Source organism: uncultured Senegalimassilia sp. (assembly GCF_934632265.1).
Taxonomy (GTDB): Bacteria; Actinomycetota; Coriobacteriia; order Coriobacteriales; family Eggerthellaceae; genus Senegalimassilia.
Genome location: NZ_CAKTYH010000032.1, coordinates 1 through 17368, shown reverse-complemented (window position 1 = coordinate 17368; position 17368 = coordinate 1). Strand labels below are relative to the sequence as shown.

The window sequence follows — 17368 nt, the reverse complement described above, 5'->3', positions numbered from 1 at the left end:
GAGCGGGAGCAGCATAGAACGTGCCGACCATAGGGGCCTTCACGGCATACCAGTTGGCAGGACGCTCGGGCTCGGCGGCAGCGGCTGCCGGAGCGGCAGGAGCCGCTGCGGGGGCTGCGGGGGCTGCGGCGACCGCCGGAGCGGCAGCGACCGGTGCGGCGGCCGGCATCGCGCCGGGCATGCGCACGGCGATGCGCTGACCGCCGTCCTCGACCACGATCTCGCCTACGCCGCTTTCCTCGGCAACGCGAACCAATTCGCGAATCTGGTTGATATCCACGTAATCGTCCTCCTTGGTATTGCTGGACTCCTCCTGCATGAGGAAGTCGACTTTCTCGGATGCGCGGTGCTTGCTCAGGAAGGTGCGCGCCTCGTTGGGGAACAGGGCGTACATGAGCACGTCCTCTTCGCTTTGGGCCAGGTCGCCGACCTCTTCGACGACCTCGTCATAGGTGGTGGTGACCAGGCTTGACGGGGCCACGTCGTCGGGCAGCACCTGGGAATTGCCCGCGACCTTCTTCATGATCTCGGGGTCGATGCGTCCCGGGGCCTTGCCGTAGTAACCGCAGATGTAGTCCTTCATCTCCTTGGACACGACGCCCCAGCGCTTGCCGGTGAGCACGTTGAACACGGCCTGCGTGCCCACGATCTGCGACATGGGGGTGACCAGCGGCGGATAGCCCACCTCCGCGCGCACGCGCGGGATCTCCTTCATGACCTCGGGCAGGCGGTCGGAGGCGTTCTGCACCTCGAGCTGGCTCATGAGGTTGGACATCATGCCGCCGGGCACCTGATGCGAGTACACCTGCATATGGATGAGCGAGGACACGCCGCGCTTGTAGTGGCTGCGCTTGCGCACTTCCTCCCAGTATTCGGCGATCTCGAACAGCAGGTCCAGATCAAGGCCGGTGTCGTAACGGCTTTCCTGCAGCGCCGCCACGATCATCTCGACGGCGGGCTGGGAGTTGCCGAATGCCAGCGGCGCGGATGCGGTGTCGACGATGGACACGCCCGCCTCGGCGGCCTTGAGGTAGTTGGCCGGGGCCATGCCGCCGACGTAATGGCAGTGCAGATGCACGGGCAGGCCGATCTCGGCGTTGAGGGCCTTCACGATGCGCTCGGCACGGTACGGCGTCATAAGGCCGGCCATGTCCTTCACGCAGATGGAGTCGGCGCCGAGCTCCTTGAGCTGCTGCGCGTACTCAAGGTAGCTGTCAAGCGTATGCACCGGGGAGATGGTGTAGGAGATGGCGCCTTCGAAGTGGCCGCCGCATTCGTTGACCGCCTCGGCGGTATCCACCACGTTGCGGATATCGTTGAGCGCGTCGAACACGCGGAACACGTGCACGCCGTTGCGCTTGGAAGCCTTGATGAAGCGGTTCACGATCTCGCGGGAATAATGCTTGTAGCCGACCAGGTTCTGACCTCGGGTAAGCATGGACAACGGCGTGTTCGGCGTTGCCGCGTTGATGGAACGCAGGCGGTCCCACGGATTCTCATCCAAAAAGCGCATGCACGAGTCGAACGTCGCGCCGCCCCATGCCTCGATGGCCCAGTAGCCGACGCGATCCATCTTCGGCAGGATCGGCAGCATGTCGCCGATGCTCATGCGCGTCGCCCACAGGCTTTGCTGGCCGTCACGGATAGTGGTATCCATGATCTGAAGCCTTGACATGAACTCGCACCCCCTTCGTTTTCAAGTGATACAGACCGTATAGATCGAAACCAGGATTATAGAAGATGCCGGCGCCGATACCGTGCGCACATGCCGAATTCACGGGCAAGAAACAGAAACGCCGCCCAGGCGGCGCGCTTCGCAAGCCCCGCGATCGCGATGATCCACGTACGCGAAGACGGGCTTCGCAAGTCCGGCGAAACCGTCCCAAATACAGCGAATGCGCCCTGAACGGGCGCATTCGGAGATATCGTCGCGCTTGGCGGACCTTTGCTTGGCGCATCGGTTCGCCTGAAACGGGCCGATGCCGGCCTGCTGCGCGCGCCCTTGCCATGCTTCAGGCGCGCAACAAAAGCCGTTCAATGCGAAAGCGCAGCGTCGACCGCGCAGCCGGCGTGAGCTAGACGCGCTTGATGACGCGGCCGTCGCGGGTGTCGATCTGCAGCACGTCGCCGATCTCGACGAACGTGGGCACCTGCAGCTCGACGCCGGTCTCGAAGGTGGCCGGCTTGGTGGTGTTGGTGGCGGTGTCGCCCTTGAAGCCCGGCTCGGTGTGCGTGCACTCGAGCTCGACGAACATCTGGGGCTCGATGCTGATGAGCTCCTCGCCGGCGTACAGCAGGCTGGCCTCGTCGTTTTCCTTGAGCCACTTGGCGGTGTCGCCGACGGTCTCGGCGGGCATGCTCATCTGGTCGTAGGTGTTGGGGTCCATGAAGTAGAAATCGGAACCGTCGTTGTACAGGTACTGCATCTTACGGGTTTCCAGGCGCACGGTGTCGAACTTCGTGCCGGCGTTGAACGTGTAGTCGACCACGCGACCGGTCTTGATGTCGCGAAGCTTCGTGCGGACGAAGGCGCCGCCCTTGCCGGGCTTGACATGCTGGAACTCGACGATGGTGCACATCTTGCCGTTGTTGACGATGCACATTCCGTTCTTGAAATCGGCGGTAGAGATAGCCACTGGTAGATCCTTTCAACCGTTCAGGCGACCAAGGCCGCCCCTTTAGTTCAACCCTTAAATTATAACCATGTCATGCGTAGATTGCGTGAAAACCTGGAATCCCGTTTCGGTAACCACGCCGAAATCCTCTAGACGCATGCCGAAATCGCCCTCCAGATATATGCCCGGCTCCACCGTGACCACATTGCCCGCAACGAGCGGCTCTTTGTTGCGCGGCGAGAGCACGGGCTCCTCGTGGATGTCGATGCCCACGCCATGGCCCAGCCCGTGGCCCATCTTGCCGGCGAAACCGCCCGCGGCAAGAACGTCCTCGGCCATCTGGTGCATCTGCGCGCCGGTGACGCCGGGCTTGATCGCAGCTTCCACCTGCTCGTTCGCCTCGCGCAGCGTTTCGTAAGCCGCGCGCATGCGCGCATCGGGCTGGCCGACGAACACGGTACGGGTCATGTCCGAGCAATACCCGTGGGCTCGCGCGCCGAAGTCCATTACCACGCACTGCCCCGCCTCAAGCCGCGCCTCGCCCGGGATGGCATGCGGGCTTGCGCCGTTGGCGCCGCAGGCCACGATGGAGGAGAACGCCAGGCCGGACGCGCCATGACGCAACATCCAGTCCTCAAGCTCGATCTGAACCTGCCGCTCGGTCATGCCCGGCTTCATGTACGTGACGATATAGGAGAACGCCGCATCGGTGATGGCCTGGGCAGCCTTCATGCGCGCAACCTCCGACGGCTCCTTGACCGCGCGCAGCGAGCGGACGAAGCCGGAGGTCTCGCGCAGCTGCGGGGATGCCGGCGCCTTGGCAAGGGCGCCTTCCAGCGCGCGAAACGCCGCGAGCGTCATGGAGTCCTCGATGGCGAGCACGATGCTCGCAGGCGCCGGCGAGCCGGCGGGAGCGTTCGCATGCCGACGCGTGAACACGTCGGCAACCCATTCGCCGTGGCCTTGGCGCGCATCGTCGACGGCGATGACGCCTTCGCCCTGCGCCGCCTTGCGCGCCGCCGCGCTGTAGCGGGAATCGGTGTGCAGCATCGCATCATGCGGCGTCACCAGAAGCGCATGGGCCTGCTCGTCGTCGAACACGTCGTCGAACGCCGTCAGCCATTCGATGCTTGCGGTGTCGCGTACCAGAAACGTGCGGATGCCGTTTTCCGCCGCCGCATCGCGCAGCCTCTCCAAACGCCCTGCTGCCTGGGCTTTCATGCTATTCGTCAATGAGATCACGTCCTGCCACGACGACCTGGCCCGGCATATAACGCTCCTCGAAGCCCTCGCCTAAGCGCTCGGTCACGCCTTCGAGCAGGATGTCGAGCGCGTCGTTATAGCCGGCAAAGCCGCGGCCCTTGACCTGCGCCACGCATGCCGGGGCGATCACCGAGATATGGCGGAACGCCTCGCGCGTGCTGACGTCGGAGATGTGCACCTCGACGCACGGCGTGCTCACGCTGCCGAGCGCATCGCGCAGCGCATAGGAATAGTGCGTATGCGCGCCGGGGTTGTACACGATGCCGTCGCACGTGCCGTGCGCGGCGTGAATCTTTTCGACCAGGTCGCCTTCATGGTTCGACTGGAAGCACTCCACCTCGCAGCCGCGCGCTCGGGCGTACTCGGCGAAGGCGGCCTCCAAATCCTTCAAGGTATCGTTGCCGTACACGCCCGGCTCTCGGATGCCGAGCATGTTCAGATTCGGCCCGTTCATCAGCAGGATCTTCTTCATATCGCATACCTTTCGTTGCTTCCCGCCGTCGCATCCGACGGTAGCTTGAAACGATGATCGTCGCCGCAGCGGCTTTCCCAAACCGACCTGCAAGACGGTCCGCCTTCCATACGCTGAACCTTACGCCAGCCCAGCGTCACCGCCGCTTCTGCGCGAAATATGCCTCCAGCTCCTCCAAGATCACGCCGTCGGGCACATCCTGGAGCCGCCACTGCCCCACATCATGCAGGCACACGAAGCGGACCTGCCCATGACGCGCCTTCTTGTCGCGCTTCATCGTTTCGAGCACCTGTTCCGGGGAAGCGACCCAATCAAGCTCGGGCAAGCCCAGATCGTCGAGCAACTGCCCCTGTGCCTGGGCAAGATCGGCCGGCATATCCGCAAGGCGCATGCCCATACGGGCCGCGAAGCGCATGCCCTCGGCCACTGCATGCCCGTGGCTGTACGTGCCGTAGCCCGAAAGCTTCTCGATGGCGTGAGCCAAGGTGTGGCCGTAGTTCAGGCACTCGCGCACGCCGCGGCTTTCCGTTTTGTCCTGCGCCACAACATCCGCCTTGAACACCACGCACCGGGCGATGGCCTCGGCGACCGTATCGGGCTGGCGGTCGACCACGGCCGACGCCTGGTCGGAAAGCCAGAAGAAGAACTCGTCGCCGTCGATGAGCGCGGTCTTCGCCACCTCGCCGCAGCCGCATGCCCACTCGCGCGGCGGCAACGTTGCCAGCACGTCGGTATCGGCACATACGAACGCAGGCTGCTTGAAGGCGCCAACCAGATTCTTCCCGGCGGACAGGTTCACGCCCGTTTTGCCGCCCACGCTTGAATCGACCATGGACAGGAGCGTGGTGGGAACCTGCACCACCTGCACGCCACGCATGTAGGTTGCCGCGGCGAAACCTGCCAGGTCGCCGACGCAGCCGCCGCCGAGCGCGACCACCACGCAGTCGCGCTCGAGCGCCAAGGCGGCCATGGCCTCGAGCACCTCGCCGAGCACCGTAAGCGATTTCGCCTCTTCACCAGCGGGAACGCAGATATCGGAGACCCGATAGCCCGCCTGGGCAAGCGACGCCTTCACCCGGGCCAGGTACAGCGGGCCGACATTGGCGTCGGTGATGACAAGCGCTTGCCGTGCATCGGCGACGGCCGGCACGCCGCGCATGGACGACCCCAGCGTATCGAGCACCCCGGCCCCGATGCGCACGTTGTACGCGACTTCGCCGGGGATGTTCACCACTACTCTTGTCGCAGGCACAGCACGCCTTCCTTCTCCAAAATCTCCTGAATCTCCTGCGCCACGACGTTGATGGACTTGCCCACGGTGTCGATGGACACGCTGGCAACGTCTTCGTACATGGGCAGGCGGCCGGCGATGGTCTGTCGCGCGGTCTCGAGGTTCTTGAACAGCGGGCGCGTGGACACGTCGCCAACACGCTCGACGGCCTGCTCGGCCGTGACCTGCAGATATACTACGAAGCCGTTGTTCTTCAAGATCTCACGGTTCTCCTCGCGCAGCACGATGCCGCCGCCGCACGACACGAGCATGGGGCCCTTGTGGGCGAACTCGTCGAGCACCTGGGTTTCCATATCGCGGAACGCCTGCTCGCCCTGCTCGGCGAAGATCTGGTTGATGGCCCTGCGCTCGCGACGCTCGATGTAGGCGTCCAGGTCGATGGTGGCAAGGCCGCACTGGCGCGCCAGGCGGCGCGACGTGGAGGTTTTGCCCGCGACCATGAAGCCGACGAAGAACACGTTGCGCGTCAGCTCGTAGGTGGGGCGCGCATGAGGCTTGATCTCGGGGTTGTTGACGACGGCGACGACCTCGTCGGGGGTGGTGACCGACAGCGTGTATGCTATCGGGTCGTTTTCCGGGGTGATGGCATCGCCCTTGACTTCCTGCTGTTCCATGATGGTCCTCCTGGCTGCTTTAACGAGATACGGTGTTCAAACGTTGCTTGTAGGCTTTGATGGCCGCTTTGATGTCGGCCATGTTGTCGGAGCCGAACTTGCGCATATAGGCATCGGCTATGGCGAAGGCCACTTCCCCTTCCGCGACTACGGCGCATGCCGGCACGGCGCACACGTCGCTTCGCTCCTTGGAGGCCTGGGCCACCTCGAGCGTGTCGAGGTTCACGGTTTGCAGCGGCTGCATGAGCGTGGGAATGGGCTTCATGGCCGCTGTGACCACCAGGGGCATTCCCGTGGCCATGCCGCCCTCAAGGCCGCCTGCGTTATTGGACGCGCGCGTGAACTCGGCTTTCGCGCGATCGAGCAAAATGGGATCGTGCACCTGCGAACCGGGCTTGCGGGCCGCTTCGAAGCCCATGCCGAATTCGACCCCCTTGATGGCGGGGATGCTGAACAGGGCGCCGCCGATGGTGGACGTCAGGCGCTCGGTGGGCACGGCATAGCCGCCCACGCCCGGCAGAAGGCCGCGCACGACCACGCGGAACGTCCCTCCCAGGCTGTCCTTGTTCTTGATAGCCCGATCGATCTCGCGCTTCATGGCCTCGCTGGCCTCGGCGTCGGGGCAACGGACCTCGCTGGTCTCGATCTCAAGCGGCGTATAGCGCGCCGCGTTCATGAACGGGTCGTCCTCGTGCATGACGGCGCTTCCGATGCCGGTGACGTAGGAGAAGATATCCACGCCCAGATCGGCCAGAAACTCGCGCGCGATGCCCGCGGCCGCAACGCGCGGTGCGGTGGTGCGGGCGCTTGAGCGCTCGAGGATGTTGCGGCAATCGTCGGTGTTCGTCTTCAAGGCGCCCACCAAATCCGCATGGCCCGGACGAGGGGTCACCTCGCGGACCAGATCGAGCGGGGCCTCGCCGAAGGGGGCCATCCGATCGGTCCAGTTCGCCCAATCCCTGTTGGCGACGAGCATGGCCACGGGGCTTCCCATGGTGCGCCCGAAGCGCACCCCTGAGATGACCTGCACCGTGTCATGCTCGATCTTCATGCGCCCGCCGCGGCCATAGCCGGCCTGGCGACGCGCCAAATCGATGTTGATCTGCTCCTCGGAGATCTTAAGGCCCGCCGGCACGTCCTCGACGATGGCGACCAGGCCCTGTCCGTGGCTCTCTCCTGCTGTGTAGTAGCGCATGCTGTTCTCTTTTCGTGCTTATGCGCGGCCTAGGTTTCACGCCGCGCCGATATGGGCGGATATGCTTCGATCAGGCGCGCGGGCAATCGAACCCGGCGGCGTCCGCCATAAGGTTGAACAGCTCCGCTTCGGAATACGGTATCTTCACTTCCGCTATGTCGGACACGATGAGCGCCGAAGCCACCGCTTGAGCCACCAACATGCCCCCTCCGTTGAAAGCCGCCTTGCAACCGGCCTCAATCGCATCGGCCACCAGCTTCGTGCGCCCCGATGCGTACACGGCGTCCATAACCACCTGGCCCGGACGCAAAAGCCCCGTGTCGAACGGAGCGGGATCGTCGGGCTTCATGCCCAACGGAGTGGCGTTGATGATGATGTCCGCCGAGCCCAGCGCCCCCGTCGACGTGGTATAGCTGCCTAACTTGAACGTCGGCTTCGTGTAGGCCTCGCGGAAGCTGCGATGCCCTTCCTTCATGGCGGGGAAATCGATGGTGGCGTTGGCCAGCTTGCCGAAACGCTCGAGATAGGCATCCAGCACGCTATGCGCGCGCTCCTTGTCGCGCGAGAGCAGCAACAGCACATCGGCGCCGGCGATAGCGCACGCATGAAGGATGGAGAGCGCCGTGGGGCCCGTTCCGCACACCACCACGCGCTTGCCCTTGAAGGTCACGCCCGCAAGCTCCAGGAACTTGACGCACCCGTCGCCATCGGTGTTGAAGCCGATCAGCTGGTCGTCCTTGCGAACGAGCACGTTGGCGCCCTGCGCCAACTGCGCGGTGGCTGCCTTGCGCGTTGCCGCTTGAAGGGCCAACGGCTTATAGGGAGTGGTGATGTTAACGGACAGAAACTCCCGCGCATCTAAAAAAGCGCGGGCGTCGTCCAGCTCGGCGTAATCGGCAAGGGCATAGGTCCAAGGAAGACCCAGCCTTTCGTATAACGCGTTGTACATTACCGGCGATTTCGAATGCGCGACCGGATGCCCCAGTATATAGAGGCGTTCGCCTTCGCTCTGCTCGGTCATGAAAGTCCTTCCTGGTCGATCAAGGGCCTGCAGGTTAGCAGGGATTTCATCATACCAATGCAGACTACTTTTGTAGGGGTTAATTCGCCCACGGGGCCCATCAAATAGGCGTTTTCGCTACTTTTCCTGCGCGAACGCGCTTGAAGCAGCCGGCTGGTCGGCCGTGCGCGCCTGCGCCGGCTGAGGTGCGCCCTCAGGCACCGCCCCGCCTAGGATGGCCTGCTCCACCATGCGCACGTACTTCGTGTGCCGCAGATCCTGCTCCGCCAACGGCGCCAGCAGATAAGCCGACATGCCGGCATTGTGCGCGGCAAGCACGTCGGTGGACAACTGGTCGCCGATCATGACGGTCTCGCTGCGTTTCGCCCCCAGCATGGAGCACGCAGCGAACAGCGCCACGGGCAAGGGCTTCATGGCCTTGGCGATGATGGGCATGGACAGACGGTTCGCAAGCTCATGCACGTTTTTGTGCCAGTTGTTCGACACCAGGCAGAAGCTCACGCCGGCATCTCGCGCCTGGGCGAGCCACAGGCCCACGTCACGCGGGACGTCATGCGTTGCGCGGGATAAGATGGTGTTGTCGATATCAAGCAAAACATGGCGGAACCCGCATGCAAGCAGGTCCCGTTCTATGTTGATATGCGATATGCGGGAGAAATAGCGCTCCGGCTGCAAGTATGGCATGGATCCCCTTACGAGAACGCGGCCTGATGCTCGTCGTAGGTTTCGCTGAAGGTGTACTTATCGTTTTGGAAGTAGAAGAAGTAATACTTGCCCAGCGCATCCTTATTCGGCGAGCACACCGCTTGCAGGCACTCGATGGAAGGCGAGCAAATGGGCGTAGGCGGAAGCCCGGCGTTGGTGTAGGTGCTGTACGGGCTGTTCGCATGCACCTCGTCGGCCGTGGGGTCGTGCCCAACCTCGTAAGCGGTGGTGGCATCGCTTTGCAGGTAGCCGTTGCTCGGCTCGCCCTTGGTGGTCAGGCGATTGTAGAACACGGCCGCCACCTGGGCGCGCACCGTTTCATCCCCGCTGGACTCCTTCTCCACGATAGATGCCAGGTTGACGGTCTGGTAGATGGACAGGCCCTGGGATTCGGGATAGGACCAGTCGAGCCCCGCCGTTTCGGTTTGGAACTGGGAGAGCATCTGGCGGATCAAGCTGTCTGCCGTGGCGTCGGCGTCGACGTCATAGGTTTTCGGGAACAGGAAGCCCTCAAGGCTGTTCGTGCCCGCAGATTCCAGGAAGCTGTAATCGCCCGCATACACGCTTGCATCCGACGCAGCCTGCTTGAAGGCATCGGCGCTGATGCGCCCGCTGGTGGCGTTTTCCACCGCAGATGCGATCTCGGTCAGGCGATAGCCTTCGGGGATGGTGAGCACGGCATCGGAAACCGGGCCGTTGCGCAATGCGGCGACGATGTCGTCGACCGTCGCACCGCCCGCGAAGGTGTAGGTTCCCGGTTTCAGGTCGGAACCCGCATCCAGGTCCTTCACGCGTTCAGTGAATTCCTTTGCCGACCCCACCAGCTTGGCATCCACCAGCGTAGAGCCGATGGTATTGGCCGACGCGCCTTCGTTGACGGTGATGGTGGCCTGCTGGCCCTCTGCCAGAAGATCGACCTTCGGCGACACGCAGCTGGCAACCGAGGAACCGACGAACCACAGGATGCCGATGCCCAGCAACGCCAACACGGCAAGGAACACATAATGCGGGACGTTGGATCGCTTGGGCCGGATATAGCTGGTATCGTACGTACGGAACATACGGTCGCCGCGCGCGTGCGCCGAGCGTGCCGCATGGTTCGGGCGGCGGGAATAGGTCACTTGCCTACGAGGGGACATTTACACTACCTTTCGCCTGCATGGCGGGCATCAAGCCACGCCTGAAGGAACACACTTGCTGCAATCATATCTATCTTGCCGCGCATATCGCGCTCCGACATGCCGCTTTCACGCAAACTGCGCTTCGCTTCCTGCGAGCTGAGACGCTCATCGGTGAACTCCACCGGCAAACCGGCAGCCTTTCCGATGCTATCCGCGACACCGCGGATACGGCCAGCTTGAGGCCCCTCCTCGCCTGAAAGCGTGTACGGAAGGCCCGACAAGATGAGCTCCGGCTCCCAGTCCTCGAGCACGCGTTTCCAGCTTTTCGCATTGGACAGCACCTCGTTTGCGGGAAGCACGCAAACAGGCGACGCCACGCGCTCGCGCGGGTCGCTGATGGCAATGCCGATGCGCGTCTGACCGATATCCAGTGCAAGAATCCTCATTGTCGACCTAACCTTACGCAACGAACGGATAAGAAAACGCCCCGCAGCCAAGGGCGGCGGGGCGTGAAAGCTGCATTGAGAGCTACAGCAGCATCTTGCGAGCAGCCTCGAGCGCATCATCGATGCCCGCGGCGTTCTTGCCGCCGGCCTGCGCCATTGCCGGCTTGCCGCCGCCACCGCCCTGCACGCAAGGCGCGATGGCCTTGATGATGGCACCGGCATTGAAGCCGGCATCCACAGCCTCGGGCGTGCCTGCGGCCATCAGCACGGCCTTGCCGTCCTTCTCGCCGATGAGCACGCATGCGCCGGGCTCGGCCATGCGGGCGGACAGGACGTCCCAACCGTTGCGCAGACCGCCTGCATCGGCGATCTTCACACGGGAGATGACCACCGGATAACCGGCAGCGGATTTCACGGCGGAGCCGACGAGCTTGGTAATGTTGTCGTCGGACACGATGCCCTTGGTCTGCTTGGCCTTCTTCTGGAACTCGCGCAGCTGCTTGACGTTGGCGGCGGTGCGCTCGGACACGTCGAACAGCGGGACGCGCAGCTCCTCGGCGGCTTCCTTCAGCTCGGACTCCACCTTGTTGATGTAGTCAAGGGCGCCGTAGCTGGTGACCGCCTCGATGCGGCGCACGTTCGCGCCCACGCTGGTTTCGGACGTGATCTTCATGATGCCGATCTCGGCCGTGTTGGCAACGTGGCAGCCGCCGCACAGCTCGCGGGAGAACCCGCCGCACTCGACGACGCGCACCTGATCGCCGTACTTCTCGCCGAACAGCGCCGTGACGCCGCTTTCACGAGCCGCGTCAAGCGAGGTCTCGTAAATGTTGGTGGGCGTTGCGGACATGATGAACTCGTTGGCAACGCGCTCGACCTGCGCCAGCTGCTCCGCCGTGACCGCGGCGAAATGCGTGAAGTCGAAGCGGAGGCGGTCGGGACCCACGTAGCTGCCGGCCTGGGAGACGTGCTCGCCGAGAACCTGGCGCAGCGCGGCGTGCAGGATGTGCGTGGCGGTATGGTTGCGCGTGACGCGGGCACGACGGTCGGCGTCCACGGAAGCCGTGACGGCAGCACCCTGGGCAAGGGTGCCCTCGAGCACCTTCACCACGTGGCAGACGAGGCCCTTCTCAGGAGCCTTCGTGTCGACGACCTGGACCTTGACGCCATCGGCCTCGATGACGCCCGTGTCGCCCACTTCGCCGCCCATCTCAGCGTAGAACGGGGTTACGTCCAGGACCGCCTCGCCGGTCTGACCGGCCTGCAGCTCGCTTACGCGCTCGCCATCGGCGATAAGCGCGCTGACCTTTGCCTGGGCGGAAAGCTCCTGATAGCCGACGAACTTCGTGGCGCCGAGCTCCTTGAGCAGCTCGGCATGGATGCCGCCGTACGTGGACCAGGCAGCCTCGGCGTCCTTGACGTTAGCCGCACGGGCGCGGTCGCGCTGCGCCTCCATGCAACGCTCGAAGCCCTCCATGTCCACGACGACGCCGCGCTCCTCGCACAGCTCGCGCGTGATGTCCACGGGGAAGCCGTAGGTGTCGTGCAGCGTGAACGCCTGCTCGCCGGGAAGCGTGGTGCCCTCGAGTTTGTCAAGGGACTCGGACAGGAACGCGCGGCCCTGGCGCAGGTTGGCGCCGAAGCGCTCCTCCTCGGACAAGATGATGCCGCGGATGAGCTCTCGGTTATCGATGACCTCGGGATACACGCTGCCCATAAGCTTGACCAGCTCATCGACGTATTCGTTGAGGAACGGCTTGTCCAGGCCCAGCATATGGCCCTTCATGACGGCGCGACGCAGCAGGCGGCGCAGCACGTAGCCGCGGCCCTCGTTGGAGGGCAGGATGCCGTCGGCGATCATGAACGTGACCGAACGGCTGTGGTCGGCCATGATGCGCAGGCACAGATCGGCCGCCTCGTCCTTGCCGTACTCGACGCCGGCCAGACGCTCGCCCACGCCGACCAGGCTGCGCAGCACGTCGGTGTCGTAGTTGTTCGTGACGCCCTGCATGATGGCGGCCATGCGCTCGAGACCCATGCCGGTGTCGATGTTCTTGGTCTTCAGCGGTGCCAGCGTGCCGTCCTCCTGGCCGTCGTATTGGGTGAACACGCAGTTCCAGTACTCCAGGAAGCGGTCGCAATCGCAGCCCGGCTTGCAGTCGGGATCGCCGCAGCCCACCTCGGGACCCTGGTCGAAGTAGATCTCGGAGCACGGGCCGCACGGGCCGGTAGGCCCGGCACGCCAGAAGTTGTCGTCCTCGCCCAAACGGGAGATATGGTCTTCGGCCACGCCGAGCGACTTCCAGATCTCGATGGTCTCGTCGTCATCCTCGAAGACGGTGAAGTACAGCTTGTCCTTCGGGAGGCCGAGCACCTCCGTGGAGAACTCGAAGGCCCAAGCGCACATCTCGTGCTTGAAGTAGCAGCCGAAGCTGAAGTTGCCGAGCATCTCGAAGAACGACAGGTGACGGGCGTCGCCGATGTTGTCGATGTCGTTGGTGCGCACGCACTTCTGCACCGTGGTGGTGCCGATGTATGCGGGGTCGAGCTCCTTCTGATGAAGGAAGTAGGGCTTGAACTGCACCATGCCCGCGCTGGTAAGCAGAAGCGAGGGATCATCGGGGATAAGGGAGGAGGACGGCATGCGTTTGCAGCCCTTGCTCTCGAAGAACTTCAAGTACTTCTCGCGGATCTCCGCGCTAGTCATGTACTCCATGTGCCTGTCTTTCTAACTATGCCTTGCCTTAAATCGGCGCGCGTGCGCCCTATTGCCGATCGCCGTCGCGACGTTGCTCTTTGCCGCGGCCCACCTTCGGGAGGGAGAAGCCCGCCGAAGCGTCCGGATGAGGGGACGTTGCATCGGCGATGGGGTCGAGCGATCCGTCGGATCGAGGAGTGCCCTGGAAGAACACGCCGTCCTCGGCAACCAGCTGGCGCCCGGTTTGCTTCTCGAAATAATACACGAAAACGGACTTCATGACCGCCACGGCGGGAATAGAGGCCAGCATGCCCACAAGCGAGCCGGTGAAGCCGCTCATGGCCCCGCCGATCGCGCTGCCCGCCACCAAGGCGATAAGGGTCAGCGCCGGATGGATGTCCACCGATGACGCCATGATCTTCGGAGATACGAACGTGTACACCGCTTGCTGGATGACGATGGTGCCGAGAAGGGCGACCAAGGCGATCCACGGGCTGACGAACACGCCCACAAGCGCCGCCAGCGCACCGCCGAGCCACGGGCCCACGATGGGGATGATGTTCAAGATCCCGGCGATGATGCCGAGCGCGGCGTAATTGGGAATGCCCGAGACGGCGAACAGCACGCCGCATGCCACGCCGATGATGCCGCACTGGATGAGCGTGCCCCTGATATAACCGCCCATGACGCGCGTGAACGTGACATGCAGCATATCCATGGTCTCGCGACGGGAAGGACCTGCCAATCGCATGGTCTCGCGACCGAGCGCCGGAAGCTCGATGAGGATCCAAAACGCTATGACCAGGGCGAAACCCACCGCTATGCCCGTGTTCACCACGCCGGCGCCGATGACGACCACGCCCGTGGCGCTCTGGCGCGCCACATCGGATGCCGCCGAACCCATGGAGGACAGCGCCTCGTTCATATACGTTTGCACCGTGTTGTTCTGGAAAACATCGGAATAGCGAGCGTACACGCCGTTTGCCCAGCCCATGAAGTCGTTGATGTAGCCGGGGATGCTCTGCACCAGGTCGGTGAACTGCTCGCCGAAGCCGAACGCCGGGGAGAGCATGAGGAAGCTGACGAGCGCGAGCACGGCGAACATGAGCAGGTAGGCCACGCCCGTTCCCGCCGCGCGCGGCACGCCCTTGGATTCCAGCTTGTTCACCGTGCCTCGCAGGCAGAACACGATGACCAGCGTCCAAAGCAAGATGCCGATGGGGACGCTAAGGATGTTGATGAGGTATACCGCTGCGCCTGTGAGCAGGATAGCCCCCACCGCCGTCCACACGGCGAGGAACCGTCGACGGGCCTTCTCCATCGCAACATCGGGATTGCTTGCCACAGCTACCAGCTCCTAGCGCTCCTGGGCGGCATCGCCCGCCTGGGGAGCGTACGTGAAGTACGCGGGCTGCTCGGGCTGCTCGGCAGACGCCGCCTCGGGCTGCGCCTGCTGAGGGCCCTCGCCCACAGGCAGATCCTCGGAAGAGGGGCGCTGCTGGGCATCGGCGCCTTCGTCCGGCACGCCTGCCAAGGCAGCGGCCTGCGCCTTCGCCTTCGCCTCGCCCAAGGCAACGGATTCATCGCTTGCATGCTTGGACTTGAGCTTCTCGCGGACCTTGGAGGTGACGTTGTTCATGATCTCCATGGGGGCGTTCGTGGCGGCCTCTACCGCGCCTACCGCATTCGAGGCGGAGTCGGTGATGTCGCTTACGTCCTCGAGGATCTGATCGAGGCGCATGATCTCAAGGTTCGCGGCATCCACGGTCAGGGACACGCGATCGACCAGCGGGTCGACCTTATCCGCAACGGGCTCAAGCGATTTCGTGATGCGCTGAACGCTTTCCAGCGTCGGGTCGAGCTGCTCCTTCATCTTGTCGACCGTGGTGCGCGTTTTACGCACGGTGATCACAAGCTCCACCACGAACCACACCAAAGCCACGCCGAGCACCACGTACACGATAGGCAAAACCACACCCATAACTTCGCCGAAATCCACCTGACGCCTCCTTCGTATATCCACATATGCCGCCAACTATAGCATGCGGCCTTTGATTCTACTCCGCCGGCACATGCGTTTACACCCGCCGTTCATAGCGGTTGCAGTGCGGTTACCTTCGAAAAGACGTGGGGTTTTGCGCGTTTCGAGCCGCTGCCTGAGCAGCCTGCGCCCGATCGCGCGCTGCGGCATCCACCCGATACGCTTCCCAACCGCGCTCGGAGGGATGGTAAAAGCAGCCGCGCTCAAGCCCTTCGGGCAGATAGCGCTGGTCGACCCAGCCCGCGGGGTAATCATGCGGGTATTTGTACGCGCCATAGTGCTCGGAGCCGGGGCGGTGCCTATCGCGGAGATAGTCGGGAACGTCGCGCTTAGGCCCGTGACGAACTTCTGCCAAAGCGGCGTCGATACCCGCTTCGCACGCGTTGCTTTTCGGCGCGAGGGCGATATAGGTGGCCGCCTGCGCCAAGTTGATGCGGCATTCGGGGTACCCGATGACCTCCGCTGATTTGAACGCGGCCGCAGCCACCAGCAATGCCTGGGGATCGGCGTTGCCCACGTCCTCGGACGCGTGGATGAGCATGCGGCGGGCGATGTATTTGGGGTCCTCTCCCCCGTCGATCATGCGCGCAAGCCAGTACAACGCCGCATCGGGATCGGAGCCGCGCATGGACTTGATGAATGCGGATATGATGTCGTAATGCATATCCTTGTTCTTGTCATACGGCAATGCACGATGAGGCGTAGCGCTTTCCACCTGCGCCTTCGTGATGACGGCGGGGTGTTCACGCGTACCGGGCTGCTGCATGCCGGCCGCAAGCTCGAGGGTGGTAAGCGATGCACGGCCATCGCCCCCCGCCAAGAGCACGATGGCGCTGCGAGCTGCCGGATCGAGTTTGTACAGGCCATTCAACCCACGAGGGTCGGCCACAGCCCGATCCACCAGCTGCGCCACATCGCCGTCGGAGAGCCCCTTGAGGCCGACCACGCGGGAACGGCTGATAAGAGCGGAGTTCACTTCGAAAAACGGGTTTTCGGTGGTTGCGCCCACCAACACCACGGTGCGATTCTCGACCGCATGCAGAAGCGCATCCTGCTGGCTGCGGTTGAATCGATGGATCTCGTCCACGAACAGGATGGTGCGCGAGCCGTTGAGCGCCAAGCGCTTCTCAGCGGCATCGATTTCCCGACGCAGATCGGATACGGTGCCGCCGATGGCCGACACCTCTACGAACGTCGCCTTCGTGGATTCGGCGATGACGTGGGCGATGGAGGTTTTGCCGGTTCCCGCCGGACCATACAGGATGACCGAACTGACGTTATCCTGCTCGATGGCCGCGCGCAGCCAGCTGCCCGGGCCCACGGCATCCTGCTGCCCCACCACATCTTCCAGCGTACGCGGGCGCATGCGCACCGCCAGCGGAGCCACCTGCTGCTTGCGCTCGTTTTCCATTGCCGTGAATAGCGTGTCCATGACCACCCCTGCCTGTTGATTGGCTCATCATGATAGCACGCGAACGTTTGTTTGCCTAGAATAAAATGCCCTTCGCTTCTGCGTCCAAAGGCAACAGCCCGGTTACACCTGCATCACCGATTCTGTCAAGACTTTACTTTGCTTTGAGGTCCCATATACTCGATATCAGGTTCCACCCTTGTCGCCGTACTTTTTGCGATGGACCGATGCTATTTCCGAGGGAGCTCAAGATAGCAAGTGAAACGGAGATTCGCGCCCGTTGGCACGAAAGCCGGGAAGCAAGCTGCGAGCACCCACCTTGTTGAGGTGGGTTCATCCTTCCGGCCAGGGGTGGGACTTTTTTCATGCCGAAATCCGGTCCTCCCCCGCCATCTTTCCCGCAACCGCCTTGCGCAACAACGCTACGCCGCAGGAAGCCTGAGCACGAACGTGGTGCCCTCGCCTTGCGCCCCCT

General features: G+C 63.5%; 15 protein-coding genes. All 15 read right to left on the bottom strand.

The genetic code is table 11. The features are described 5' to 3' along the window. Positions 1–1675: pyruvate carboxylase subunit B (locus Q0H50_RS03885; RefSeq protein WP_294419559.1), on the bottom strand; the 1675-nt coding region annotated here is incomplete at its 3' end. 400 nt (positions 1676–2075) lie between these two features. Beyond that, complete coding sequence (efp, locus tag Q0H50_RS03880) at positions 2076–2636, bottom strand: elongation factor P (protein WP_042434932.1); 561 nt, start codon at positions 2634–2636, stop codon at positions 2076–2078. 54 nt (positions 2637–2690) lie between these two features. Then, positions 2691–3836: an aminopeptidase P family protein gene (locus tag Q0H50_RS03875; protein ID WP_294419556.1), complete on the bottom strand. Its 1146-nt coding sequence runs from the start codon at positions 3834–3836 to the stop codon at positions 2691–2693. Between the two features lies 1 nt (position 3837). Next, positions 3838–4350: a type II 3-dehydroquinate dehydratase gene (gene aroQ / locus Q0H50_RS03870; protein ID WP_294419554.1), complete on the bottom strand. Its 513-nt coding sequence runs from the start codon at positions 4348–4350 to the stop codon at positions 3838–3840. A 136-nt stretch (positions 4351–4486) separates the two neighbouring features. After that, entirely contained in the window at positions 4487–5602 is a 1116-nt protein-coding gene (gene aroB, locus Q0H50_RS03865; RefSeq protein ID WP_294419552.1) for a 3-dehydroquinate synthase, read from the bottom strand. Next, positions 5584–6255: a shikimate kinase gene (locus tag Q0H50_RS03860; RefSeq protein ID WP_294419550.1), complete on the bottom strand. Its 672-nt coding sequence runs from the start codon at positions 6253–6255 to the stop codon at positions 5584–5586. The genes aroB and Q0H50_RS03860 overlap by 19 nt, the downstream gene beginning before the upstream one ends. 19 nt (positions 6256–6274) lie before the next feature. Then, positions 6275–7450, bottom strand: coding sequence for a chorismate synthase (gene aroC / locus Q0H50_RS03855; RefSeq protein WP_294419548.1), 1176 nt, complete (start codon positions 7448–7450; stop codon positions 6275–6277). Positions 7451–7520: 70 nt separating this feature from the next. Then, a complete protein-coding gene (locus Q0H50_RS03850) occupies positions 7521–8471 on the bottom strand; it encodes a hypothetical protein (protein WP_294419545.1) in 951 nt (316 codons plus the stop codon). 117 nt (positions 8472–8588) lie between these two features. Beyond that, positions 8589–9155, bottom strand: a complete 567-nt coding sequence (locus tag Q0H50_RS03845) for an HAD hydrolase-like protein (protein ID WP_294419543.1) — start codon at positions 9153–9155, stop codon at positions 8589–8591. A gap of 8 nt (positions 9156–9163) precedes the next feature. Continuing rightward, on the bottom strand, positions 9164–10315 hold the full coding sequence (gene mltG, locus Q0H50_RS03840; RefSeq protein WP_294419540.1) for an endolytic transglycosylase MltG: 1152 nt from the start codon (positions 10313–10315) through the stop codon (positions 9164–9166). Positions 10316–10320: 5 nt separating this feature from the next. After that, positions 10321–10743, bottom strand: coding sequence for a Holliday junction resolvase RuvX (gene ruvX / locus Q0H50_RS03835; protein WP_294419538.1), 423 nt, complete (start codon positions 10741–10743; stop codon positions 10321–10323). Positions 10744–10825: 82 nt separating this feature from the next. Next, complete coding sequence (gene alaS / locus Q0H50_RS03830; RefSeq protein WP_366936625.1) at positions 10826–13459, bottom strand: alanine--tRNA ligase; 2634 nt, start codon at positions 13457–13459, stop codon at positions 10826–10828. A gap of 49 nt (positions 13460–13508) precedes the next feature. Continuing rightward, positions 13509–14786, bottom strand: a complete 1278-nt coding sequence (locus tag Q0H50_RS03825; RefSeq protein WP_294419535.1) for an AI-2E family transporter — start codon at positions 14784–14786, stop codon at positions 13509–13511. Between the two features lie 12 nt (positions 14787–14798). After that, a complete protein-coding gene (locus Q0H50_RS03820; RefSeq protein ID WP_294419534.1) occupies positions 14799–15440 on the bottom strand; it encodes a hypothetical protein in 642 nt (213 codons plus the stop codon). A 112-nt stretch (positions 15441–15552) separates the two neighbouring features. Beyond that, positions 15553–16914, bottom strand: a complete 1362-nt coding sequence (locus Q0H50_RS03815) for a replication-associated recombination protein A (RefSeq protein WP_294419532.1) — start codon at positions 16912–16914, stop codon at positions 15553–15555. Positions 16915–17368 lie beyond the last annotated feature (454 nt).

Excerpts from the sequence above, each read along its gene's own strand:
- mltG (WP_294419540.1), bottom strand. The coding sequence starts at position 10,315 with ATGTCCCCTCGTAGGCAAGTGACCTATTCCCGCCGCCCGAACCATGCG.
- Q0H50_RS03845 (WP_294419543.1), bottom strand. The coding sequence starts at position 9,155 with ATGCCATACTTGCAGCCGGAGCGCTATTTCTCCCGCATATCGCATATC.
- ruvX (WP_294419538.1), bottom strand. The coding sequence starts at position 10,743 with ATGAGGATTCTTGCACTGGATATCGGTCAGACGCGCATCGGCATTGCC.
- Q0H50_RS03850 (WP_294419545.1), bottom strand. The coding sequence starts at position 8,471 with ATGACCGAGCAGAGCGAAGGCGAACGCCTCTATATACTGGGGCATCCG.
- alaS (WP_366936625.1), bottom strand. The coding sequence starts at position 13,459 with ATGGAGTACATGACTAGCGCGGAGATCCGCGAGAAGTACTTGAAGTTC.
- aroQ (WP_294419554.1), bottom strand. The coding sequence starts at position 4,350 with ATGAAGAAGATCCTGCTGATGAACGGGCCGAATCTGAACATGCTCGGC.
- Q0H50_RS03875 (WP_294419556.1), bottom strand. The coding sequence starts at position 3,836 with ATGAAAGCCCAGGCAGCAGGGCGTTTGGAGAGGCTGCGCGATGCGGCG.
- aroC (WP_294419548.1), bottom strand. The coding sequence starts at position 7,450 with ATGCGCTACTACACAGCAGGAGAGAGCCACGGACAGGGCCTGGTCGCC.
- Q0H50_RS03860 (WP_294419550.1), bottom strand. The coding sequence starts at position 6,255 with ATGGAACAGCAGGAAGTCAAGGGCGATGCCATCACCCCGGAAAACGAC.
- Q0H50_RS03815 (WP_294419532.1), bottom strand. The coding sequence starts at position 16,914 with ATGGACACGCTATTCACGGCAATGGAAAACGAGCGCAAGCAGCAGGTG.